Raw genomic sequence first — 23,022 nt, forward strand, 5'->3', positions numbered from 1 at the left:
TGGAGACATGCACATCTCGGAGGCCGCGCTGCGCTACTTCGTCGCGGTCGCCGATGAGCTGCACTTCGGCCGCGCCGCCGAGGCCCTGCACATCAGCCCGCCGTCCCTGAGTCAGCAGATCAGTCGTCTCGAGCGCCAGACGGGGCGGCGCCTGTTCGATCGCTCATCGCGCGGCGTCGCACTCACGAGCGCGGGGGAGCAGCTGCTGCCCCTCGCGCGCGAGGCCGTGGCCGCGCACGCCGCCGTGGTCGACTGGGCCTCGGGGCGTGCGGCGACGGCGCAGCCGCTGCGCGTCGGGATCTTCGCCTCGGGCGCGGGCGAGCACACCGGCCGGATCTTCGCCGAGGTCACCCGCCGCCGGCCGGGGCTGCGCCTCGAGATCGTGCGGCTCGGCTTCTTCGACGCGCGGCCGGCGCTCGCCGCGGGCAGCGTCGATGTGGCGTTCACGATCGAGCCCTTCCCCGCGGACGACGAGCACGTGGCGCGCCGCATCGGATCCGAGCCGCGCGTGCTCGTCCTGCGCGACGACCACCCTCTCGCGGGCCGCAACGGCGTGCGCATCGACGAGACCAACGACCTCGGGTTCGTGTTCGCGAGCGACGCGACCCCCGCCGCGCGCGAGCTGTGGCTCGTCGACCCGCGGCCCGACGGCAGCCACCCGGAGGTGACCGGCGTCGCCGATGACGTCCCCGGCCTCATGGACCTCTGCGTCGCCGGCATCGGGGTCAACATCGCGGCGCGCGCGGCGTCGACGCACTATGCCCGCGACGGGCTCGCCTATGTCGACATCGTCGACATCGATCCGGTCGACCTGCTGCTCGTCCGCCGCGCGGATCGCTCCCATCCCGATGCCCTCGTCTTCGAGGCGATCGCGCGGGAGGTCGCGGAGCCGCGCGGATCAGGGGGATAACCCCCTCCGGGCTCGGAGGTCGTCCCCGCTGTGCGGCCGCTCGGCGTTCCGTAGCTTGGGGGTATGACTTCACAGGCCGCACCCCTCGCCGGGTCGCCACCCCGCACGAGCACACCGCTCGCGCTGCTCGGGGCGATCGCACACCTCGCCTTCCTCGGCTTCTACGGCGTCGCCGTCTTCGTGCTGCTCGGCTCGCTCCTCACCTTCGGCGTCATCGGCCTCGTCTTCCTCGGGGCCGGGGCCCTCCTGCTCCTCGCCATGGTCTATGTGCTCTATGTGGCCGCCTTCCTCGAGACGGCGCGTGTCGAGGGCCTGTACGGGTTCGGGATGCCGATGCTGCGGGCGCGGCGCTCGCCGAAGCGCGGCTTCGGCGGATTCCTCCACACCATCTGGCTGCAGTTCGTCGACGGCGCCACGTGGCGCGCCGTCGCCCACCTCGCGATCGCCACCGTCCTCGGCTGGATCGTCATCGGCCTCGTCGGCCTCATGGTGTCCGGCGTCGCGGCGGCGTTCGCGCCCCTGTATGCGCCGGGCGGGACGGTCGAGATCTGGGACCTGAGGTTCGAGGTGACCTGGGCGCCGATCGCCGGGATCGTCGCGGCTGTCATCGCCCTCGCCGCGCTCGTCGGCGTCGGCCTGCTGCACGGGGTGCTCGCCCGCGTGCTCATCGCCCCCATCCGCGAGGCGCAGCTCGCCGCACAGGCCCGCGACGCCGTCACGCAGCGGCACGACGCGATCCGGGCCAGCGACGTCGAGCGCTCGCGCATCGAGCGCGACCTCCACGACGGCGTCCAGCCGCGGCTCGTCTCGGTCGGCATGACCCTCGGCCTCGCGCAGCAGAAGATCGACGCGGATCCGGAATCCGCCAAGCGCCTCGTCGCCGAGGCCCACACGTCGACGAAGGCCGCGATCACGGAGCTGCGCCAGCTGGCGCGCGGGATCCACGCCTCGGTCCTCGACGACCGCGGCCTCGACGCCGCCCTCAGCGCCGTCGCGAGCCGCTCCCACATCCCCGTCCACCTCGATGTGCGGATGCCCGAGCGGGTCGACCGCGATGCCGAGGCGGCCGTGTACTTCGCGATCGCCGAGAGCCTCACGAACGCCGCGAAGCACTCCCGCGCGACGGCGTGCCGCGTCACCTTGCGTGCCCGACCCGACAACGCCCTGCTGTGGGCGCGGGTCGAGGACGACGGCGTCGGCGGAGCCCGCGTCGTGGCGGGCGGCGGGATCGACGGGATCCAGAATCGAATCACCGCACTCGGCGGCACCGCCCGCCTCGACAGCCCCGTCGGCGGTCCCACGTCCCTGGAGGTGAGCGTGCCATGCGCATCCTGATCGTCGAAGACTCCGTCCTCCTGCGCGAGGGCCTCGTCCGACTGCTCGCCGACGCCGGCCACGACGTCGTCGCGGCGCTGCCCGACGCGTCGCGCGTGCTCGAGGAGGTGCGCGACCTGCGCCCCGACCTCGCGATCGTCGACGTGCGGCTGCCGCCGTCGTTCACGGACGAGGGGATCCGCGCGGCGCTCGCGCTGCGGAAGCAGGATCCGGCGCTCGCCGTGCTCGTGTTCTCGCAGTACGTCGAGGAGCGATACGCCTCCGACCTCATCGCCCAGCCGGGCGGGGCAGTCGGGTACCTCCTCAAGGATCGCGTCACCGACGTGACCGAGTTCCTCGAATCGATCGAGCGGATCCGCGAGGGCGCGACCGTCCTCGATCCCGAGGTCGTCTCGCAGCTGCTCACGCGCCGATCGCGCGACGAGAAGATGCTGCGCCTCACGGAGCGCGAGCGCGCCGTGCTGTCGCTCATCGCCGAGGGCAAGAGCAACGGCGCCATCTCGCGCCTGCTGTTCGTCAGCGAGGGCGCGGTCGAGAAGCACATCACGTCGATCTTCCAGAAGCTCGACCTCGAGCAGGACAGCCACGGCAACCGCCGCGTGCTCGCCGTGCTCGCCCACATCGACGCCATCGCGCCGCAGGCCCCGATCGGGCCCGGCACACCGCAGAACGGAACGAATCGATGACCGGCACGACCGCACCCACGCCTCCCGCGCCCACGGGCGGACCGCAGCAGTCGCCCACGGCACGCTCCGGCACGCGCGCGCTCGCCGTCACGATCGGCGTGCTCGGCGGGGCCGCGCTCGTCCTCTCGGGCGTCGGCGTCGCCTTCGCGACGGTCGGATCCACGATCGCCTCGACGCTCGGCGAAGCCGGCCAGGCCGCCGTCTCGGCAGTCGGCGTGGCGAACGTCGTGGCCGACGTCGACGCCGGCGAGCTCGACATCGAGTTCGGCCGCGGCGACGAGGTCTCGCTCGAGCACTACTCCGACGGCGGCGCCTGGACGCTCGAGCGCGACGGCGACACGGTCGTCGTGTCGTCGCCCGACCGCGACTTCGGCATCAGCTTCTTCGATTGGAATCACCGCCAGGAGGCGACGCTCGTCCTGCCGGAGTCGCTCGAGGGCGTCGACCTCGACGTCACGATGGCCGCGGGCAGCCTCACCGCCGACGGCGAGTTCGGCGCGGTGTCCTACGACATCGACGCGGGCCACATCGAGGTCGAGGGATCGGCCGAGAGCATCGACGCCCGGATGTCGGCCGGGCGGAGCGTGCTCGAGCTCGACAGCGTCTCGCAGGTCTTCCTCGCCATCACGGCAGGCAGCCTCGACGCCGATCTGACAGGCGAGGCGCCCGAGGCCGTCACCGTGCACGTGACGGCGGGATCCGCCGAGCTGCAGCTGCCGGACGTGCCATACGACGTGCGCGTGGACCGCGAGGCGGGCGGGTTCGACTCGAGCCTCACCGAGAGCCGCTCATCGTCGCGAACGATCGACGGCACCGTCACGGCGGGCAGCCTGAGCCTGTACGCGGACTGACGGGGGCTGCGCCTTCAACACAATGCAGTCGATCTGAGCCGGAATGGGCCCGAACTGGTCGATTCGGCCTCTTCGCCGCCGAATCGACTGCGTTCTGTTGGAGGGGGCGGGGCGGAGCGGGCCGGCCGGGTCTGCTTCGAGCATTCGTCGCGGCCGATCGTGCGGCCGGATCGACCGATCGTGAGCGCGCGGGGGAGCGGGGCGCAGCCGCATCGCTAGCGTCTCCGTGCCCGGCACCGACGCCGGGCGTCTACGAAGGAGTATTCATGGTTCGCAACCGTCCCCTCGCCCGCGCCGCGTCCGTCGCCGTCGCCGCGATCGCCTCCGTCTCCCTGCTCGTCGGCGCGGGGCTCGCATCGGCCGACGAGGCCTCTGCGAAGACCCCGTCGACCTCCGCCGACTCCTCCCTCGAGGGCCTGCGCATCCTCGTCACCAACGACGACTCGATGCGGGCCGACCAGCCGAACAACACCGACGGACTGGGCGTGTACGAGATCCGCCATGCGCTGTGCGATGCAGGCGCCGACGTCGTCGTGATCGCGCCATGGCAGGTGCAGTCCGGCCGCGGCGGCGCCGTGTCCAACGGCGGCACCCTCCACCTGGGCACCGAGGATGCTCCTGACGGCTATGGGGCTGACTGCGCCGACGCGCCGTCGGGCGGACCCGTCTTCGGGGTCTGCCTGAGCGAGACGCCGTGCGCGGCCGACAGCGCGAGCGCGACCCCCGTCGACACCGTCAAGTTCGCCACCCGCGGCGGTCTCGAGGCCACCGTCGGCTGGCACGCGCCGGATCTCATCGTGTCCGGCATCAACTCCGGTCCGAACGTCGCGAGCTCCGTCAGCGACTCGGGCACGGTGGGGGCCGCGATGGCGGCGCTCGAGGAGGGCATCCCCGCCGTCGCCTTCAGCACGATGTTCGACAGCTCGTTCGGCATCCCCGTCGAGAACTACCGCGGCACCGCCGACTGGGGCACCGAGTTCCTCATCGGCCTGCGCGAGGCCGGGCTGCTCGAGCAGACGACGTTCGGCCTGAACGTGAACTACCCTGACGTCACGTCGGGCACGCCAGCGCTGCCGGCGGTGTGGACGTCGGTCGGCACGAGCGTCGGCGGATTCCACGGCTATGTGCCGCAGGAGGACGGCTCGTACCAGATCTCCCTCGGCGCGTGCGTCGACTCGCACCACTGCGTCGAGGAGCGCGACGACGCCGACATCACGGCGATGATCGGCGAGAACCGCATCTCGGTGACGCCCCTGACGTGGGACCGCACGTACGGATACCGGATCGACGGACAGCGAGAACTCGCCAAGGTCCGCACCTTCGTCGAGCAGAGCGCCCCGCAGCCGTGAGGTGAGGGTCCCGGTCGTCGAGTGCCGCCTCGGCAGCTCGCGACCGGGACCCAGGGCGCGCACGGCGCCGCGTTTCCGGCGAACGACCGATCCCGCTCGATCGGTCCGAGGAATCCGCGATTCTCCGTCGATCCGGACCGCCGCCGCAACGACGAGCGCGGACGCCACGGATCCGCCGTCGCGAATAAGCTGGGGGACGGCGCTCCCCGCCGCGACCGGCACCCAGATCGTGATCCGCGCGGGGCGCCGGACGAAGGAGGACTGATCCATGGCCGTCGATCCGGATCTCGCGTCGCGAGAGTTCCCGCCGACACCCGCATACCTGGTCGGCCGCGAGAAGGTGCGCGAGTTCGCGCGCGCCGTGTTCGCGACCGCGCCGCAGCACACCGACGTCGAGGCGGCCCGGGCACAGGGGCACGCCGATGTCGTCGCGCCGCCGACCTTCGCGATGGTGATCGCCGACCTCACGCTGCAGCAGCTGCTGCAGGATCCGTCGACGGGCGTCGTGCTCGAGCGCGCGCTGCATACCGATCAGCAGTTCGCCTACACCCGCCCCATCGTCGCGGGCGACGAGCTCACGGGGCGACTGCGCGTGACGCGCGTGCGCCAGATGGGGCCCGCGCATATGGTCGCAAGCGAGACCGAGATCACCGACGCGCAGGGCGCGCACGTGGTCACGGCCAGCTCGACGCTGCTCATCGGATCCGGGGAGGACGCCTGATGGTCTCGCTCGCAGGGCTCGAGAAGGGCCGGGTCGTCGCCGAGCGCACGGTGCACCTCACGCGCGAGTCGCTCGTGCGGTACGCGGGGGCGTCGGGCGACTTCAACCCGATCCACTACCGCGATGACGTCGCGGAGCGCGTCGGCCTGCCCGGCGTGCTCGCGCACGGCATGCTCACGATGGGGATCGGCGCGTCGGTCCTCGGCGAGTGGATCGGTGACACCGCGCGCCTCGCCTCCTACGTCGTGCGGTTCACGAAGCCCGTCGTCGTCGACGCCGAGGCTGGCGCCGATGTGGCGATCACGGCGACCGTCGGCCTCGTGAAGGACGACGGCTCGGTGCGCATCGACCTGACCGTCGCGCACGGCGACGAGAAGGTGCTCGGCAAGGCTCAGGCCGTCGTGGTGGCCGCGTGACGGATCCCGTGGGCGGGCACATGCCGTCGGACGAGGCGTCGGGCGCCGTGCCCGACGCGGCCGCGACGCGCCTCGCCGAGCTCACGACGCTCGGCGTGGGCGCCGCGCCCGCGCGGATGATCGATGCGCGCACCCGCGGCGAGCTCGTCGCGGCGCTCGGCGAGGCGTGGGCGTCGGGCGACGAGTGGTTCGTGCTGGGCGGCGGATCCAATCTGCTCGTCGGCGACGAGGTGTTCGACGGCACGGTCGTGCGGATCCTCACCTCCGGCTTCGAGCGGACAGGCGGCGCGCCGGACGGCTTCCAGCGCGTGCGCATCGAGGCCGGCCAGAACTGGGACGACCTCGTCGCCTGGACGGTCACCGAGGGGCTCGCCGGCATCGAGGCGATGAGCGGGATTCCCGGCACGGCGGGCGCCGCGCCGATCCAGAACGTCGGCGCCTACGGCCAGGAGATCGTGCAGACGCTCGTCTCGGTCGACCTTCTCGACGAGGGATCCGCCGAGATCGTCGAGGTCCCCGCGTCCGAGCTGGGCCTCGGCTCGCGCACCTCCGTGCTCAAGCGGCACTACGGCGCCGAGCCCGAGCGTTCGGCCGTCGTCGTGGGGATCACGCTCGACCTCGCGGTCGTCGGGACGGACCCGCGCCCCGTGACCGACCCGCGTCTGCGATCGGCGCTGGGGCTCGACGGCGCGCGCTCGGGTGCGGAGGACGGATCCGGGAACGCGTCGCTCGCGTGGATCCGCGACACCGTACGGGCGATCCGCGCGTCGAAGGGGATGGTGCTCGACCCGGACGACGCCGACACGCGCAGCGCGGGGTCGTTCTTCAACAACCCGATCATCGACGAGCAGACGGCGCGGGGACTGCCCGCCGAGTGCCCGCGGTGGCCGATGGAACCGGAGATCGCGCAGGAGCGGGTGATCCCGCTCGACACGTGGGACGGATCCCTCGCGGCGCCGCGATCCACCCCGAGCCTCGTCAAGGTGAGCGCGGCCTGGCTGATCGAGCACTCCGGGCTCGGCAAGGGCTTCGGCCTGCCGGGATCCCGCGCGACGCTCTCGACGAAGCACACGCTCGCGCTGACGAACCGCGGCGGGGCGACGGCGGAGCAGGTGGCGGAGCTCGCGCGCTTCGTCCGCACGCGCGTCTCGGCGGAGTACGGCATCGAACTGAACCCCGAGCCGGTCTTCATCGGCGTCGAGCTGTAGGGCCCACCCCCCAACCCTTCATTTCTGGCACATCCCTTCCCCGCATTCGCAGCGGAGATGTGCCAGAAATGAAGGGAAGTGGGACCCGCTATGCGAAGAGGCGCTGGAGGCGTGCGATGCCCTCCGCCAGCTGCTCGTCGCCGAGCGCGTAGCTGAGGCGCAGGTAGCCGCTCGGGCCGAAGGCCTCGCCCGGCACGACCGCGACCTCCGCCTCGTCGAGGATCATGTCGGCCAGCTCGAGGCTCGTCTCGATCCGGCGGCCGTGCCATTCGCGGCCGAGCAGCCCGCGCACGTCGGGATACACGTAGAACGCGCCCCGCGGCGTCGGAACCGAGACGCCGTCGATCTTGGACAGCTCCTCGACCATCACGCGGCGACGGCGGTCGAACGCCTGGCGGAACGCCTCGGCGTCGTCCTGCGGTCCCTCGAGGGCGGCGATCGCGGCGCGCTGCGCGATGTTGTTCACGTTGCTCGTCAGATGCGACTGCAGGTTGGCGGCGAGCTTCATGGCGTCGGCGGGGCCGACCATCCAGCCCACGCGCCACCCCGTCATCGCGTAGGTCTTCGCGACGCCGTTGAGCAGGATCGTCTGCCCCGCGACCTCGGGGACCGCCTCGACGACCGACACGGCGCGCACGCCGTCATAGGTGAGGTTCTGGTAGATCTCGTCCGTGAGGATCCAGATGCCGTGCTCGAGCGCCCAGCGCGCGATCGCGGCGGTCTCGTCGAGCGTGTAGACGGATCCCGTCGGGTTCGACGGCGAGACGAACACGACGACCTTCGTCTTCTCGGTGCGCGCGGCCTCGAGCTGCTCGACGGTGACCTTGTAGTCCTGATCGGCCCCCGCGAACACCGACACGGGGGTGCCGTCGGCGAGCTGGATCGCTTCGGGGTAGGTCGTCCAGTACGGCGCGGGCAGCAGCACCTCGTCGCCGGGGTTCAGGACGGCCTGGAAGGCCTGGTAGACCGCCTGCTTGCCGCCGTTGGTGACGACGATCTGGTTCGGCTCCACCTCGAGGCCCGAGTCGCGCGCAGTCTTCGCCGCGATCGCCTTCTTGAGGGCCGGCAGGCCGGCGGCGGGGGAGTAGCGGAAGTTCGCCGGATCCCCGAGCGCCTCGCGCGCCGCGTCGACGACTGCGGGCGGCGTCGCGAAGTCGGGCTCGCCGGCGGCATACGAGATGACGGGCCGCCCCTCGGCCTTGAGTGCCTTTGCCTTCGCATCCACCTTCAGGGTGGCGGACTCGGCGATGGCGGAGATCTTGTTCGACAGCGGAGCGCGTTCAGTCACGCGACAAGCGTAACCAGCGCGCGCGGATCCGTGTGGTGCGGGTCGCACAAGCGGATCGGCTGCGCCCTGTGGGGATCCGACGGCGGCCCCCCGTCGACAGGGGCGGCGCGCGGTCGTAGCATTCGTCACATCAGGCGGTATCAGCCCACTCAACGAGGAGGCCGCGATGGATACGAAGATGATGTCGGGCATGATGACGATGCCCGGGATGGGCGACACGATGGTCGACGCCGATGCGATGCAGGCGTGTCTCGAGGCGTGCATGGCGTGCGAGCAGGCGGCCACCATGTGCGCCGAGATGGATTCCGGCGAGGGCATGGCCCGCTGCCGCGGACTGTGCATGAACTGCGCCGACATGAGCCACGCCACGATGCGCATGATGATGCGCCCGATGGCGATGGACGAGTCGGCGATGACGTCGATGCTGCACGCCATGCAGACGATGGCCCTCGCGTGCGCCGACGAGTGCATGAAGCACGTCGACATGAGCGAGGCGATGCGGATGTGCGCGCAGGCGTGCCGCGACTGCGCTTCGGAGTGCGAGGCGATGGCGGCGCGGTTCGCGCCGATGGGATCCGCCTGACGCGGCGCCCCGACGGATCCGGACCTCAGGCGAGGGGCGCGCGCTCCTCGTCGGCGACGTTGCGCCATTCTCCGGCGGCCGACAGCACGTGGTAGCGGGTGTGCAGGGCGACGGGATCGCCCGCCCGCACGATCTCGCCGAGGTGCTCGTGGTGCCAGACGCGGGCGACGCGTTCGCCGTCGAGCGAGAAGAGCTCGAGCCAGCCGTCGTCGCCCGTGGATCCCGCGAGAGCGTCGACCCAGCGCGTGGGCGTCGCCGCCGCGAGGCGGCGCTGCACGGGATGCAGGTCGTGCCCCGGCGTCGCGTGCGCGCACATGTCGCCGGCCGGGTGGAGCGCGGCGGCGGTGTGTGCGATGCGGGGCGACGTGTTCATGGGGATTCCTCGGTGATCGGGTGTTCCGGCAAGAGTAGGCGCGGCACCCCGAGAGGTCACCCCCTCGCGTAACCGGGTGACACACGACCGGCCCGCCCCGCCCCGCGAGCGCACAGATGTTCTGCGAGAGGACAGGAGATGTCGTGTGCTCTCGCGCATACCGTGTGCTCTCGCGGGGTGAACGGTTGTTCACGCGTCCGTCGCGCGCAGCGCCGCCCACACCGTCGCGCGGCCCTCGAACGTCGTCAGATCGCGGTCGAGGAGCGCGGCGGCCTGCGTGACTCGCGCGCGCATCGTGTGGCGGTGGATCCCGAGCGCCGTCGCCGCGCGGTCGTGCGCCGCGTCGCAGTCGAGCCAGACCCGCAGGTTGCGCTCGAGGGATGTCCCGCCGCGCGCGTCGTGGCGGCGCAGGGGATCCAGCAGCGCCCGCGCGGCCGCGATCTGCTCGTCGCCCGGCGCGCGGAACAGGTCGGCGGATCCGGGGGCGAACTCGGCCATGCCCTCCCGCGGCCGGGCCGTGCGGGCCTCGTCGATCGCCGCCGCGAGGCGCGCGTAGCCGGTGGGGCGGGAGGATCCGATCGGTGCGCCGAACCGCTCCCAGACCGGGTCCAGCGGCTCCGCTCCCTCGCTCGTGAGCGCGATGATCTCGTCGTCCGCGGGGGCGAAGAAGATCGCCCCCGGGGCGTGTTCGGCGCGGGCCTCGAGGTAGCCGAGCACGTCGTCGTCCGAGCCGAGGACGGACCACGCCCGCACGGGTTCGCGGGGAAGCCGGCCCCACGCGGCGCGCGCGATCTCGCGGGCGAGCGGCTCGTCGCCGTGCAGGAGCGCGCGCAGCACACCGGCGCGCAGGGCGCCGCGTTCGCGCGTGAGCTCGGCGGCGCGCTCGAGGGCGAATCCCGCCATCGCCACGACGGTCGTGACGACGCCGCGCGCCTCCTGGTCGATGTCGGCGCCCTCGATCGCGAGGGCGCCGCGCAGGTGCCCGCCGCGGCCCAGGGTCTGCACCGTGAACGTTCGTTCACCCACGGTGACCGTGTCCGCGGCGCGGACGCCCGCGTCGAGCATGCGGCGGGCCACGGCGCTCAGCTCCTCGCCGCTGCTCTCCGCCAGGGGCGCCGGGCGCGCGATCGACAGCGCACCGGCGGGGTCGAAGAGCCCGACCCACGCGCCCAGCTGCCGCGCGAGCTCCGCGATCGCCGCGGGGAGCGGATCCGCGCGCAGGGCCGCGAGCGAGACCGCGCGCTGGGCGGCCAGGGCCCAGGCGCGCCGGGCGAAGCCGTGCGCGGCGATCGCATCGGCGGCGGCGCGCACGACCGCGAGGAACGGCGTGCGGTAGGGCACCTCGAACAGCGGCAGTCCCGTGCGCTCGCACGCCTGCGCGAGGTCGTCGGGGATCGCCGCGCGCACGACGCCGCTGCCGAAGCCGAGCGCCGCGACACCGCGCGCCACGAGCCGCGCGACGTATTCGTCGGCATCGGTGTCGGCGAGCTGCGCGCCGGTCGTCAGGAGCGCGACGCCGTCGTCGAGGAAGGGGGCGGGGTCCGGCAGATCGGAGCTGTGCACCCAGCGGAGCTCGACATCGCGACGGGCCCGCGGGATCCGTGTGACGGCGCGCAGGCCGAGATCCCGGCGCTCGAGCAGGTTCCCGAGCGTAGGCGCGGACGTCGTCGCGGCCATGCGGATGCCCCCCTCGCTACACTCCGGCGAAAATCCCGAAACGGATCCGCCATTGGGGATAGTAGCGCGCGCGGCGGCCGATCGTAGCCTCGCCACATGACCACGCTCAGCACTGATCCCCTGCTCGGAGGTCCGACGCTGCCGCAGGAGCGGCGGATCGTCACCGAGCTGCCCGGCCCCGCCTCCCGCGCCATCCTCGAGCGCCAGCGCGCCGCCGTCGCCGCCGGCGTCTCGTCCGCCATGCCGATCGCCGCGGTCGCGGCCGGCGGCGGAGTCGTCGTCGACGCCGACGGCAACTCGTTCATCGACCTCGGATCCGGCATCGCCGTCACGAGCGTCGGGAACGCCCACCCCGCCGTCGCCGAGGCCGTCGCCGCGCAGGCCGCCCGCCTCACCCACACCTGCTTCATGATCTCGCCGTACGAGTCGTATGTGCAGGTCGCCGAGGCCCTCAACCGGCTGACCCCCGGCGATCACGACAAGCGCACGGCGCTGTTCAACTCGGGCGCCGAGGCCGTCGAGAACGCCGTGAAGATCGCCCGCACCTACACGGGCAAGCAGGCCGTCGTCGCGTTCGACAACGCCTACCACGGGCGCACGAACCTCACGATGGCGCTCACCGCGAAGAACCGGCCGTACAAGCACGGCTTCGGGCCGTTCGCCCCCGAGGTGCACCGTGTCCCCGCCTCGTACCCGTTCCGCGACGGTCTCTCCGGCCCCGAGGCCGCGCGCCGCGCGATCGAGCAGATCGAGATCCAGATCGGCGCCGACAACCTCGCGGCCGTGATCATCGAGCCGATCCAGGGCGAGGGCGGCTTCATCGTCCCGGCCGACGGCTTCCTCGAGCAGGTCGTGGCGTGGTGCCGCGCGAACGACGTCGTGTTCATCGCCGACGAGGTCCAGACGGGCTTCTGCCGCACCGGCACGATGTTCGTGAGCGAGCAGTTCGGCATCGTCCCCGACCTCGTCACCACGGCGAAGGGGATCGCGGGCGGCATGCCCCTCGCGGGCGTGACCGGGCGCGCCGAGATCATGGACTCCGTGCACGCGTCGGGCCTCGGCGGCACCTACGGCGGCAACCCCGTCGCGTGCGCGGCGGCGCTCGCCGCGATCGATGCGTACGAGACGGAGGACCTCGGCGGCCGGGCGAACCGGCTCGGCGAGATCCTCGTCGAGCGCCTCGCCGCGATCCGTCAGACGGATCCGCGCATCGGCGACATCCGCGGGCGCGGCGCGATGATCGCCGCCGAGTTCGTGGATCCCGCGACGGGGGATCCCGCGCCCGCGATCGTGAAGGAGCTCGCCGCCGCCTGCGCCCGCGCCGGCGTCATCGTCCTCACCTGCGGCACGTACGGCAACGTGATCCGCTTCCTCCCGCCGCTCGTGATCGGCGACGAGCTGCTGCACGACGCGCTCGACGTCGTCGCCGACGAACTGCAGAAGATCTGAAGGGAACCCGCTCATGAATGAGAATGAGAAGGCGCTGCTCGAGACCATCCCGGCGAAGCTGTTCATCGGCGGCGAGTGGGTCGACGCGACGGGGGGCGCGACCCTCGACGTGCGCGATCCCGCCACGAACGAGGTCATCGCCCACGTGGCGGACGCCACGGCCGACGATGCGACGGCCGCGCTCGACGCCGCCGTCGCCGCGCAGGACGAGTGGGCCGCGACCCCGCCGCGGAAGCGCAGCGACATCCTGCGCCGCGCGTGGGAGCTCGTCCAGGAGCGCAAGGAGGACCTCGCGCTGGTGATGACCCTCGAGATGGGCAAGCCCTTCGCGGAGGCGCTCGGCGAGGTCGCCTACGGCGGCGAGTTCCTGCGCTGGTTCAGCGAGGAGGCAGTGCGCATCTCGGGCCGCTACGGCTCGAACCCCGAGGGCACCGGCCAGATGATCGTCTCGCAGCGCCCCGTCGGGCCGTGCTTCTTCATCACGCCGTGGAACTTCCCCCTCGCGATGGCGACCCGCAAGATCGCCCCGGCGCTCGCCGCGGGCTGCACGAGCGTCATCAAGCCGCCGCAGCTGACGCCGCTGACGACGATGCTGTTCGTGCAGCTCCTCGAGGAGGCCGGCCTGCCGAAGGGCGTCGTCAACGTCGTGACCTCGTCGAGCTCGAGCCGCGTGTCGGCGCCGATCATCGGCGACAGCCGGCTGCGCAAGCTGTCGTTCACGGGATCCACGGGCGTCGGAAAGCGCCTCATCGCGCAGGCCGCCGAGAACGTGCTGCGCGTGTCGATGGAGCTCGGCGGCAACGCCCCGTTCGTCGTCTTCGACGACGCCGATCTCGACAAGGCGGTCGACGGCGCGATGGCGGCGAAGTTCCGCAACATCGGCCAGGCGTGCACGGCCGCGAACCGGATCATCGTGCACGAGGACGTCGCCGAGGAGTTCACGCGGCGGATCGCCGAGCGCGTCGCGGCGATGCGGATCGGGCGCGGCACGGAGGAGGGCGTGCAGATCGGCCCGCTCATCGACGACGACGCCGTGGCGAAGGCCTCGGAGCTCGTGGAGGACGCCGTCGGCAGGGGCGCGACCCTCGTGCACGGCGGCAGGCGGATCGACGGGGCGGGCAGCTTCTTCGAGCCCACCGTCATCTCGGGGCTCACCCGCGATGCGGCGATCATGTCGGAGGAGATCTTCGGTCCGGTCTTCGCGGTCGTCACGTTCGCCACGGAGGACGAGGCGGTCGAGATCGCCAACGACACCGAGTACGGCCTCGTGTCGTACGTCTTCACCGAGGACCTCGCGCGCGGTCACCGCATGATCGACCGCCTCGACACGGGCATGATGGGCCTCAATGCGGGCGTCGTGTCGAACGCGGCCGCCCCGTTCGGCGGCGTCAAGCAGTCGGGCATGGGCCGCGAGGGCGGCCTCGAGGGCATCCACGAGTACCTCTCGACGAAGTACACGCTGCTCCCGAACGCGTGACGACGCGCGGCGCGGCGGCCACTGGGGCCGCCGCGTCGCCGCAGTGGCGTGTGTCCAGGTGTTCTCGGCAGAATGTACGGATGCGCAACTCACGCCTTCTCCTCGCGCCGGCCGTCCTCGCGGTCGCGGCGCTCGCCGTCTCCTGCTCGTCGTCACCCGACGAGGAGGCCGATCCGGCCCCCGCCGCCGAGGTCGACGAGGATCTCGCCGCCCTCCTGCCTGATGACATCCGCGAGGCGGGCGTCGTCTCGGTCGGAACCGAGGCGCAGTACCCGCCGTACGAGTTCGTCGACGCCGCCGACGGCGAGACCATCACAGGTCTCGACATCGACCTGCTCGAGGCCGCGGCGGGGACGCTCGGGCTCGAGTACGAGCTGAACAACGTCGCGTTCGACACGCTGCTGCCGTCGCTCGACTCCCAGCGTTACGACCTCGTGGTCGCCGGCATCACCGACAGCGTCGAGCGCCAGGCGAACTATGACTTCGTCGACTACTTCTCGGCCGACCAGGCGATCATCGTCGCGGCAGGGAACCCCGAGGGGATCTCCGAGATGAGCGACCTCTGCGGGCTCACGGTGTCGGTGCTCGTCGACACATCGCAGCAGGCGCTCCTCGAAGCGGAGAACGAAGCGTCCTGCGAGGACGACCCGATCGACATCCTCACGCAGCAGACCGACACCGAGGCGCTCACGCAGGTGCAGAGCGAGCGCGCGGCGGCCACCCTGACTCAGGAGGCCGTCGGCGTGTACAACGCGTCGCAGATCCAGGGCGGCGCGGCATTCGAGGTCGCGAACGAGGGGCCGATCAGCGGCGAGCCGCTCGGCTTCGTCTTCGCGAAGGGCGACGACGAGCTGCGCGACGCGTTCCAGGCGGCGCTGCAGTCGCTCGTCGACGACGGGACGTACGCCGACATCCTCGACAGCTGGGACGTCTCGCTCGGTGCGCTCGACGAGATCACCGTCAACGGCGCGGAGTGACGCGAGAGGCATCATGACCGACACCAGCGCGCCGCAGGCGACCCGGACGCCCCGCCGGGTCGTCCCCGTGCGCCACTACGGGCAGTGGGCGGGCGTCGCGGCCCTCGCCCTCCTCGCCGCCCTCCTCGTGTGGCAGGTGGTGCAGAACAGCGTGATCCGCTGGGACCTCATCTTCTCGCGCGTCGGCGCCGAGGCGATCCGCGAGGGCATGATGGTGACGGTCGTGCTGACGATCGTCGCCATGATCCTCGGGGTCGTGCTCGGGATCGTCGTCGCCGTGATGCGGATCTCGGGCAATCCCGTCCTCGCCACGGTCGCGTGGCTGTTCGTGTGGGTCTTCCGCGGTACGCCGCTTCTGGTGCAGGTGCTCATCTGGTTCAACCTCGCGCTGTTCATCCCCACGATCGGGATCGGCGACTTCTCGATCCCCCTCAACACGATCTCGCCGTTCCTCGCGGCGCTCATCGCGCTGACGCTCAACGAGGCCGCGTACATGTCGGAGATCGTGCGCGGTGGGCTCCTGTCGGTGGATCGCGGACAGCACGAGGCGGCGGGCGCGCTCGGCATGACGCCGGGGCAGACCCTGCGCCGGATCACGCTCCCGCAGGCGATGCGCGCGATTCTGCCCCCCACGGGCAACGAGCTCGTGACGCTGCTCAAGGAGACCTCGCTCGTGTCGGTCATCGGTGCGGGAGACCTCCTGTACCGGGCGCGGCAGATCGGCGCCTCCGACTTCAGCCTCATGGAGATGCTGCTCGTCGCGAGCGTCTGGTACCTCGTCCTCACGTCGGTCGCGAGCGTGCTGCAGGCGCGGCTCGAGCGCCGCTTCTCGCAGGACGCGCCGAAGCGTCCGGGGGCGCTCTCGAGGCTGTTCGGCTTCCGCGCCACGCCTCGCACCGAGCCCGCGCCCGAGACGGGCGCGATCGACACCACGAAGGGGCAGGGAGCGTGAGCGCGAAGATGCACGCGGCGGATCCGCTCGTCACGATCTCGCATGTCGGCAAGTCGTTCGGCCATGTCGAGGTGCTGCGCGACGTCGACCTCGCGGTGCACGCGGGGGAGGTCGTCGGGATCCTCGGCCCATCGGGATCCGGCAAGTCGACGCTGCTGCGCTGCATCAACCACCTCGAGGAGCTCGACGCGGGTGAGATCCGCGTCGACGGCGTGCTCGTCGGGTACCGCGAGCACAAGGGGCGCCTGTACGAGCTGCGCCCGAAGGAGGTCGCCCGAAGGCGGCGCGATCTCGGCATGGTCTTCCAGCGCTTCAACCTCTTCGGGCACATGACGGCGCTCGAGAACGTGATGGAGGCGCCCGTGCGGGTGCTGCGCCGCCCGAAGGCGGAGGTGCGCGCCGAGGCGCTCGCCCTCCTCGACAGGGTCGGGCTCGCCGAGCGCGCCGACGTCTATCCGTCGCAGCTGTCCGGCGGCCAGCAGCAGCGCGTGGCGATCGCCCGCGCGCTCGCGATGAAGCCGAAGGTCATGCTCTTCGACGAGCCCACGAGCGCGCTGGATCCCGAGCTGGTCGGGGAGGTGCTCGCCGTCATGCGCCAGCTCGCCGCCGACGGCATGACGATGATCGTCGTCACGCACGAGATGGCCTTCGCCCGCGAGGTCTGCGACCGCGTGGTCTTCATGGCCGATGGGATCGTCGTCGAGGAGGGCCCGCCGTCGCAGGTCATCGACGCCCCGCAGCACGAGCGGACGCGCGCATTCCTGGCGCGTGTCGCGGGGTGAGCGACGCGCGCGGGGCCCGCGCCGGTTCGCGCCGCCGTGGTCCATGCCGTATGATCGATAGAGCAGTTCCACGCTGCATCCTTCGCTGTGCCTCGGGTATCAGCGGTGGGTGAAGCGGGGTGACCCGAGGTCGCTTCGGCCTCTAGGGCGGTAGCTCAATTGGCAGAGCAGCGGTCTCCAAAACCGCAGGTTGCAGGTTCGATTCCTGTCCGCCCTGCGCGTCAGCGGCACGCTGACTCACGAAAGGTGATGAATGTCTCAGGACGCAGCCGGCGGTCTTGCCGCCGCGGGAGGCGCGAACGCCGGCCGGAGGCCCAACCTCTTCGCGCGGATCGCGATCTTCTTCCGTGAGGTCATCGCAGAGCTTCGCAAGGTCGTCACACCGACCCGCAAGGAGCTCCTGAAGTTCACGAGCGTCGTGCTGGGCTTCGTCGTCGTGATGATGGCGCTCATCTTCGGACTCGACACGGTCTTCTCGTGGGTGGTGGACGTCGTCTTCGGCGTTCCCAACTAGATCGAAAGAGGCAAACGTGTCCGAGAAGCATCTCGACGACGCCGACTGGGCCCCCGCGGCCGAGCAGTCGAGCGAGGACGATGAGGCCCAGACGGGCAATGTCCTCGCGGGCAACGAGAAGGCGAGCGACGCCGCCGAGCACAGGGCGATGCACGTCGACGACGGCAGCGGCCTCGCCGACAGCGAAGACATCTCCATCGCAGATCCGGAGGCAGACGCGATCGTGAACGACGCACTGAACATCGATGAGACCGCCGAGGCGGAGGCCGCGGCCGAGGTCCTTTCGGAGGACGCTGCGGACGACGCGGAAGCGGCGGCCCCCGCCGCCGAGGACGAGGCTGAGGACGCCGCCGATGCGCCCGCCGCCGAGGACGAGGACCCGTACGCCGAGTTCCGCGCCGAGCTGCGCTCGCTCGAGGGCAAGTGGTACGTCATCCACTCCTACGCCGGCTTCGAGCGCAAGGTGAAGACCAACATCGAGCAGCGCAAGCAGACGCTCGAGGTCGAGGACGACATCTACCAGGTCGAGGTCCCGATGGAGGACGTCGTCGAGATCAAGAACGGCCAGCGCAAGATGGTCACGCGCGTGCGCGTGCCGGGCTACGTCCTGGTCCGCATGGAGCTCAACGAGGACACCTGGTCGGTCGTGCGCCACACGCCCGGCGTCACGGGCTTCGTCGGCAACGCGCACAACCCGGCGCCCCTCCGTTTCGAAGAGGCGTTCAACATGCTCAAGCCGCTCGCCGAGATCAAGGAGGCCGAGAAGGCCGCCGCGGGCGATGCGAAGGCACGGGAGGTCACGGCGTCGCGTTCGATGCCCGCCGAGGTCGACTTCGAGATCGGCGAGACGATCACCATCAAGGACGGCTCGTTCGCGGGTCTCCCCGGCACGATCAACGAGATCAACCCCGCGAGCGGCAAGCTCACGGTCCTGGTGTCGCTGTTCGAGCGCGAGACGCCCGTCGAGCTGTCGTTCGACCAGGTCTCGAAGATGGTCTGATCCGGATCACCGGATCCCCTGGACTCATCCAGGAGACTCATGCATAATGTGTGAGTTTGCGCGCTTCGGCGCGCCCACGGACACCACACCTCTTCGGGTGTGGGAGAGCGCACGCACACGGCGTGTGTTCGACGAAAGGAAACCTCAATGGCACCGAAGAAGAAGGTCTCGGGGCTCATCAAGCTCCAGATCCAGGCCGGCCAGGCCAACCCGGCGCCGCCGATCGGACCCGCCCTGGGTCAGCACGGCGTCAACATCATGGAGTTCTGCAAGGCGTACAACGCCGCGACCGAGCAGCAGCGCGGCAACGTCGTCCCCGTCGAGATCACCGTCTACGAGGACCGCAGCTTCACGTTCGTCCTGAAGACGCCGCCGGCGGCCGAGCTCATCAAGAAGGCAGCGGGCGTCAAGAGCGGGTCGGGCACGCCCCACACCGTCAAGGTCGGCAAGATCACGAAGGCTCAGGTCGAGGAGATCGCCAAGACCAAGCAGCCTGACCTGAACGCGAACGACCTCGACGCCGCGTCGAAGATCATCGCCGGCACCGCCCGTTCCATGGGCATCACGGTCGAGGGCTGAGGGGGATAACGAAGATGGCAAAGTCCAAGGTCTACACCGCCGCAGCTTCCAAGATCGAGGAGGGCCGTTTCTACACGGCCGCCGAGGCCGTCGCGCTCGCCAAGGAGACCGGGTCGAAGAAGTTCGACTCGACCGTCGAGGTCGCGCTGAAGCTCGCCGTCGACCCGCGCAAGGCCGACCAGATGGTGCGCGGCACCGTCATGCTCCCGCACGGCACCGGCAAGACCGCCAAGGTGATCGTCTTCGCGAACGGCGACGCGGCTGAGGCCGCCATCGCCTCGGGCGCGGACGAGGTCGGCGGCGCCGAGCTCATCCAGAAGGTCGCCGACGGCTGGACCGACTTCGACGCGGCCGTCGCCGTTCCGGAGCTCATGGGCCAGGTCGGTCGTCTCGGCAAGGTGCTCGGTCCCCGTGGCCTCATGCCGAACCCGAAGACCGGCACGGTCACGCCGAACCCGGCGAAGGCTGTCGAGGACATCAAGGGCGGCAAGATCGACTTCCGCGTCGACAAGCACTCGAACCTCCACTTCATCGTGGGCAAGGCCTCGTTCGACGCCGCGCAGCTCGACGAGAACATCCAGGCCGCCCTCGACGAGGTCGTCCGCCTGAAGCCGTCCAGCGCCAAGGGTCGCTACATCCAGAAGGGCTCGGTGTCGACCACGTTCGGCCCCGGCATCCCGCTCGACGTCAACTCGATCGCCGCGGTCTGAGTTCACGCTCCTCGAACGCCCCGTCGCCTCGGCGACGGGGCGTTCGTCATCTGCGCGGGGGCATCTCGGCTGTTGTGGGCGTGCGGGGCATGGGGAATACTGGCACGCGAGAGGCCGCGGGTCTCCTGCGGCATGGCGCCGCCGCTCGTGGCGAGGGGAAGAACTATGACTGACAGCACCACTGTGCGGCGCCGCAAGGTGCTCGCGATCCTCGCCGGCGGCCTTGTCGTCGGTATCGGCGCGGCGTATACGCTCGCCAACTGGAATGACTCCGAGTTCGCCACGGCCGGCTTCGCGGCCGGATCCTTCAACCTGGAGGGATCCCTCGACGACGCGACGTATGCCGAGCACTCCGACGCTGCGGGGGCGCAGCAGCTCGATCACGTCCAGTTCGTCGCGGACACGTCGAACATGGTGCCGGGCGAGGTCGCCTACGACTCGTTCTTCGTTCGGCTCGACGATGATACGAGCGTCGACGGCACCCTCGCGCAGGCGAGCGTCGCTGCGACGGGGGCCGCCGACCAGTACGGCTACGTCGTCGCGGCGATCGACCCCGCTGCGACGTGCGACGCGACCACGGTCGCGGCCGGCACGGTGCTCGGTGACGGGGCCACGCTCGACGCGAACACGGCCGCCGCGACGGTCGACCTGCTGCACGGCGACGGAGTCCCGGGGGCCAGCGTGCAGCTCTGCTTCGCGGTCACTGCGAGTGAGGACCTCGCGCAGGGGGCGACGTCGACCGCGACGTGGGAGTTCCAGGCGACCTCGAACGACGCGGCCTGACGTGTCGCGCAGGGAGCACGCGTCGCGCTCCCGGTCGCTCGTCCTCCGGCGTGCGCGCGCGATCTTCGCGAGCGGGATCGTCCTCGGCGTCGGGGCGGCATCGACCCTTGCGGCCTGGACCGATCAGGAGCATGCGACCGCGACGTTCGCGGCGGGGACGTTCGGGATCGAGGGGTCGACGAACGGCGTCGACTTCTCGGAGCATCTCGACGCGGCCGGCGCCGCGGCGCTCGACTTCACCGTCGCCGCGAACGCGCTCGTACCGGGCCAGACGGTGTACGGGCGGTTCTCCGTGCGCACGCTCGCGGAGTCCGCTGCGGGCACGGCGCAGCTGACCGCCGACGGCGGCAACGGCACAGGGCTCGGCGCGTTCCTCCGTTACGGGGTCCGCACGGTCGCGGGGACGACGTGCGACGCGACGACTTACGCAGCGGGAACCGAGGTCGTGCCCACGGGATCCGATCTGACGACAGGTTCATCGACGACGCAGCAGCTGTCCGCGTCAGCCGGTTCCGTCGTCACATACTGCTTCGCCATATCCTTGCCATCGTCGACGGGCAACGAGGCGCAGGGGCTGACCGGGACGCCGCGATGGGTCGTCGCGGCGCAGGCGGTCTGAGAGGAGCAGGAGTGGTGGAATGTGTCGTCGCGCGTCACGCGGAGCGTCGTCGTCCCCGCCCGCTGCGGGCGGCCGGCGAGGTGGTGCTGTGGATCGCGGCGGCGGGCGGTGCCGTGTGCGTAGGGCTGGTCGTGCTCGCGCTGGTTTTCGACGTGAGCCTCATGATGTTCCGCACGGGATCGATGGCGCCGACGATCCCGTCCGGATCGGTCGCGGTCGTGCACGAGGTGCCCGCGAGCGATGTCGAGGTGGGCGACGTCGTCACGGTCGACCGGAGCGATGCGCAGCTTCCGATCACCCACCGCGTCACGAGCGTGGAGGTGGGAGACACGCCGGAGGAGCGGGTGATCACGATGCGCGGCGACGCGAACGACGCCGACGATCCGTTCCCCTACGAGGTGACGACCGTGCGGGAGGTGCTGTTCTCGGTTCCCGGTCTCGCGCCCGTCATCGTGTGGTTCGGCAACCCCGTCGTGCTCGGCGGTCTCACGCTCGCCGCGGGGCTCCTCGTCGGCTGGGCGTTCTGGCCTCGCGAACGCAGCGACCGCTCCGAACCGGAGCGGACGGAACCCGTGGGGCAGGCGACATGAGGCGCATGTGCGCGATCGGCGGGCTGATCCTCGCCGCTCTCCTCACCCCCAGCGCCGCCACGGCCTCGACGGCGCCCGAGGTCGTCGAGGGCGACCGGCTGCGCCTCGTGTCCGTCCTCGACGAGCGGGTGGCGGCCGACCTGGCACCCGGCCAGCGCATCGACTGGCTCGTCGACGTGAGCGCCACCCCGGGAGAGCCCGGCCGGATCGAGATCTTCCTCATGGGATCCGGCGCCCTCGCCGTGGCGGCGGAGGTCTTCCGCTGCGGCGTCCCCTGGGAGGGCGGTGCCTGCCCCACCGGCGCGGAACGGCTGCGGGCGGAATCACCTGTGCCTCGTGACGGATCGCGCGAACCGCTGCTGCGGATCGACGCCGACGACACCGCGCGTCTTCTGCTGACGGTCACGGCACCCGACGACCCGCGCGAGGGGGCGCGATCCGAGCTGCGCGTGCTCGCCGAGGGCTTCGGCGAAGAGGTCGGAGCGGGGCCGCCCGACGACGACGGCGGGGACGGACTTGCCACGACCGGCGGCGCTCCGCTCTGGGCCGTATGCTGGGGCGCGCTCGGTGCCGTCGGCGTCGGGGCGGCGCTCACCGCGGCCCGGCGCGACAGGAGAGAACGCGCATGAGGAGGCGCCGGGGGATCGGGATCGCCGCGCTGGGCGTCATGGTGCTGTCGGCGGCGCTGGGCGGGTCGTCCGCGCATCAGACAGACGCCGCCTTCACGGATGTCGAGCGCACGGTGTCGGCGCAGGCGCTCGGCACGGTCGTCCTGCAGCCGGCCACCATCACCTCCACGAGCTGCCAGCGGCCGAGCATCCTCAACCTCGCGCAGCCGTTTCTCACCGTGATGTGGCGGTGGCCGCAGGGGACGGCCCCCTACAGCGGCTTCACCGCGGCGAACACCCGGTGGCGCATCGACGGCACGGTCGCGAACGCATCGACCACGGGGCCGAACGCGAGCGGCGTCTACACGACGACGTTCACAGGTGGCGTCCTCCAGCAGATCCTCGGATCCCTCTCCGACCTGCTTCTCGGCTCGAGCTTCACCGTGACGGCCCGCACCGTCTGGACGCCCGGCACCTCCGAATGGCAGTCGCCTCAGACGAAGACCATCGCCGTCCGGATCCCGCCGCTCGCCGGGATCCAGTGCCCCAACCCCGATGCCTGAGCACGCGCTCCGTACGGCCCAT

Annotated in this window: 26 protein-coding genes and 1 tRNA gene; 24 read left to right on the plus strand and 3 right to left on the minus strand. The window is 71.3% G+C overall.

The genetic code is table 11. The annotated features are described in order from the left end of the window. Nucleotides 1–7 precede the first annotated feature (7 nt). From GB932_RS08240 to GB932_RS08275, 8 genes are all read left to right on the plus strand, one after another. Nucleotides 8–910 (plus strand): LysR family transcriptional regulator, encoded by a 903-nt coding sequence (locus GB932_RS08240; protein WP_156760216.1) that lies wholly within the window; start codon nt 8–10, stop codon nt 908–910. A gap of 63 nt (nt 911–973) precedes the next feature. After that, nucleotides 974–2,245, plus strand: coding sequence for a sensor histidine kinase (locus GB932_RS08245; RefSeq protein WP_156760217.1), 1,272 nt, complete (start codon nt 974–976; stop codon nt 2,243–2,245). After that, nucleotides 2,233–2,931, plus strand: a complete 699-nt coding sequence (locus GB932_RS08250; protein ID WP_156760218.1) for a response regulator — start codon at nt 2,233–2,235, stop codon at nt 2,929–2,931. The genes GB932_RS08245 and GB932_RS08250 overlap by 13 nt, the downstream gene beginning before the upstream one ends. Further along, complete coding sequence (locus GB932_RS08255; RefSeq protein WP_156760219.1) at nt 2,928–3,782, plus strand: hypothetical protein; 855 nt, start codon at nt 2,928–2,930, stop codon at nt 3,780–3,782. The genes GB932_RS08250 and GB932_RS08255 overlap by 4 nt, the downstream gene beginning before the upstream one ends. Nucleotides 3,783–4,048: 266 nt before the next feature. Beyond that, entirely contained in the window at nt 4,049–5,131 is a 1,083-nt protein-coding gene (gene surE, locus GB932_RS08260) for a 5'/3'-nucleotidase SurE (RefSeq protein WP_156760220.1), read from the plus strand. A 268-nt stretch (nt 5,132–5,399) separates the two neighbouring features. Continuing rightward, nucleotides 5,400–5,852, plus strand: coding sequence for an FAS1-like dehydratase domain-containing protein (locus tag GB932_RS08265; RefSeq protein WP_156760221.1), 453 nt, complete (start codon nt 5,400–5,402; stop codon nt 5,850–5,852). Beyond that, nucleotides 5,852–6,268: a MaoC/PaaZ C-terminal domain-containing protein gene (locus GB932_RS08270; RefSeq protein ID WP_156760222.1), complete on the plus strand. Its 417-nt coding sequence runs from the start codon at nt 5,852–5,854 to the stop codon at nt 6,266–6,268. Before GB932_RS08265 ends, GB932_RS08270 begins: the two co-directional genes overlap by 1 nt. 47 nt (nt 6,269–6,315) lie before the next feature. Then, nucleotides 6,316–7,476 (plus strand): UDP-N-acetylmuramate dehydrogenase, encoded by a 1,161-nt coding sequence (locus GB932_RS08275; protein WP_438616707.1) that lies wholly within the window; start codon nt 6,316–6,318, stop codon nt 7,474–7,476. 88 nt (nt 7,477–7,564) lie between these two features. Here the strand turns inward: GB932_RS08275 and GB932_RS08280 are convergent, their stop codons facing one another. Further along, nucleotides 7,565–8,764, minus strand: a complete 1,200-nt coding sequence (locus tag GB932_RS08280; protein ID WP_156760223.1) for a pyridoxal phosphate-dependent aminotransferase — start codon at nt 8,762–8,764, stop codon at nt 7,565–7,567. Between the two features lie 166 nt (nt 8,765–8,930). Between GB932_RS08280 and GB932_RS08285 the strand changes: the two genes are divergently transcribed. Further along, nucleotides 8,931–9,347 carry a four-helix bundle copper-binding protein gene (locus tag GB932_RS08285; protein WP_156760224.1) on the plus strand — a complete coding sequence of 139 codons (417 nt, stop codon included), beginning with the start codon at nt 8,931–8,933 and terminating at the stop codon, nt 9,345–9,347. A gap of 25 nt (nt 9,348–9,372) precedes the next feature. Here GB932_RS08285 and GB932_RS08290 read toward each other — a convergent pair whose 3' ends face one another. Together GB932_RS08290 and GB932_RS08295 are read right to left on the minus strand one after the other, a co-directional pair. Further along, nucleotides 9,373–9,720 (minus strand): hypothetical protein, encoded by a 348-nt coding sequence (locus tag GB932_RS08290; protein WP_156760225.1) that lies wholly within the window; start codon nt 9,718–9,720, stop codon nt 9,373–9,375. 189 nt (nt 9,721–9,909) lie between these two features. After that, nucleotides 9,910–11,397, minus strand: coding sequence for a PucR family transcriptional regulator (locus tag GB932_RS08295; protein ID WP_156760226.1), 1,488 nt, complete (start codon nt 11,395–11,397; stop codon nt 9,910–9,912). A 96-nt stretch (nt 11,398–11,493) separates the two neighbouring features. Here GB932_RS08295 and gabT point away from each other — a divergent pair, with 96 nt between their 5' ends. From gabT to GB932_RS08370, 15 genes are all read left to right on the plus strand, one after another. Further along, complete coding sequence (gene gabT / locus GB932_RS08300) at nt 11,494–12,846, plus strand: 4-aminobutyrate--2-oxoglutarate transaminase (RefSeq protein ID WP_156760227.1); 1,353 nt, start codon at nt 11,494–11,496, stop codon at nt 12,844–12,846. A 13-nt stretch (nt 12,847–12,859) separates the two neighbouring features. Further along, nucleotides 12,860–14,323, plus strand: a complete 1,464-nt coding sequence (locus GB932_RS08305) for an NAD-dependent succinate-semialdehyde dehydrogenase (RefSeq protein WP_156760228.1) — start codon at nt 12,860–12,862, stop codon at nt 14,321–14,323. 80 nt (nt 14,324–14,403) lie between these two features. Continuing rightward, entirely contained in the window at nt 14,404–15,300 is an 897-nt protein-coding gene (locus tag GB932_RS08310; protein ID WP_156760229.1) for an ABC transporter substrate-binding protein, read from the plus strand. Between the two features lie 13 nt (nt 15,301–15,313). Next, entirely contained in the window at nt 15,314–16,252 is a 939-nt protein-coding gene (locus tag GB932_RS08315) for an amino acid ABC transporter permease (protein WP_156760230.1), read from the plus strand. An 8-nt stretch (nt 16,253–16,260) separates the two neighbouring features. Further along, nucleotides 16,261–17,034, plus strand: coding sequence for an amino acid ABC transporter ATP-binding protein (locus GB932_RS08320; protein ID WP_156760280.1), 774 nt, complete (start codon nt 16,261–16,263; stop codon nt 17,032–17,034). A 144-nt stretch (nt 17,035–17,178) separates the two neighbouring features. After that, nucleotides 17,179–17,251, plus strand: a tRNA-Trp gene (locus GB932_RS08325). 36 nt (nt 17,252–17,287) lie between these two features. Next, complete coding sequence (gene secE, locus GB932_RS08330) at nt 17,288–17,548, plus strand: preprotein translocase subunit SecE (protein WP_156760231.1); 261 nt, start codon at nt 17,288–17,290, stop codon at nt 17,546–17,548. A gap of 16 nt (nt 17,549–17,564) precedes the next feature. Then, on the plus strand, nt 17,565–18,548 hold the full coding sequence (nusG, locus tag GB932_RS08335) for a transcription termination/antitermination protein NusG (RefSeq protein WP_156760232.1): 984 nt from the start codon (nt 17,565–17,567) through the stop codon (nt 18,546–18,548). Between the two features lie 147 nt (nt 18,549–18,695). Continuing rightward, a complete protein-coding gene (gene rplK, locus GB932_RS08340; protein ID WP_156760233.1) occupies nt 18,696–19,127 on the plus strand; it encodes a 50S ribosomal protein L11 in 432 nt (143 codons plus the stop codon). Nucleotides 19,128–19,141: 14 nt separating this feature from the next. Continuing rightward, nucleotides 19,142–19,837 (plus strand): 50S ribosomal protein L1, encoded by a 696-nt coding sequence (rplA, locus tag GB932_RS08345; RefSeq protein ID WP_156760234.1) that lies wholly within the window; start codon nt 19,142–19,144, stop codon nt 19,835–19,837. A 165-nt stretch (nt 19,838–20,002) separates the two neighbouring features. Further along, nucleotides 20,003–20,620: a SipW-dependent-type signal peptide-containing protein gene (locus tag GB932_RS19420; protein ID WP_231916079.1), complete on the plus strand. Its 618-nt coding sequence runs from the start codon at nt 20,003–20,005 to the stop codon at nt 20,618–20,620. Nucleotide 20,621: 1 nt separating this feature from the next. Beyond that, nucleotides 20,622–21,239: a SipW-dependent-type signal peptide-containing protein gene (locus tag GB932_RS08355; RefSeq protein ID WP_231916080.1), complete on the plus strand. Its 618-nt coding sequence runs from the start codon at nt 20,622–20,624 to the stop codon at nt 21,237–21,239. Between the two features lie 11 nt (nt 21,240–21,250). Beyond that, nucleotides 21,251–21,829 (plus strand): signal peptidase I, encoded by a 579-nt coding sequence (locus GB932_RS08360; RefSeq protein WP_231916081.1) that lies wholly within the window; start codon nt 21,251–21,253, stop codon nt 21,827–21,829. Then, the gene (locus GB932_RS08365) at nt 21,826–22,458 is read left to right on the plus strand and encodes a hypothetical protein (protein WP_156760238.1); all 633 of its coding nucleotides are present in this window, start codon (nt 21,826–21,828) and stop codon (nt 22,456–22,458) included. Before GB932_RS08360 ends, GB932_RS08365 begins: the two co-directional genes overlap by 4 nt. Beyond that, nucleotides 22,455–23,000: a hypothetical protein gene (locus tag GB932_RS08370; RefSeq protein ID WP_156760239.1), complete on the plus strand. Its 546-nt coding sequence runs from the start codon at nt 22,455–22,457 to the stop codon at nt 22,998–23,000. Before GB932_RS08365 ends, GB932_RS08370 begins: the two co-directional genes overlap by 4 nt. Nucleotides 23,001–23,022: the final 22 nt, after the last annotated feature.

This window comes from Microbacterium karelineae, assembly GCF_009745985.1.
Lineage (GTDB): Bacteria > Actinomycetota > Actinomycetes > Actinomycetales > Microbacteriaceae > Microbacterium > Microbacterium karelineae.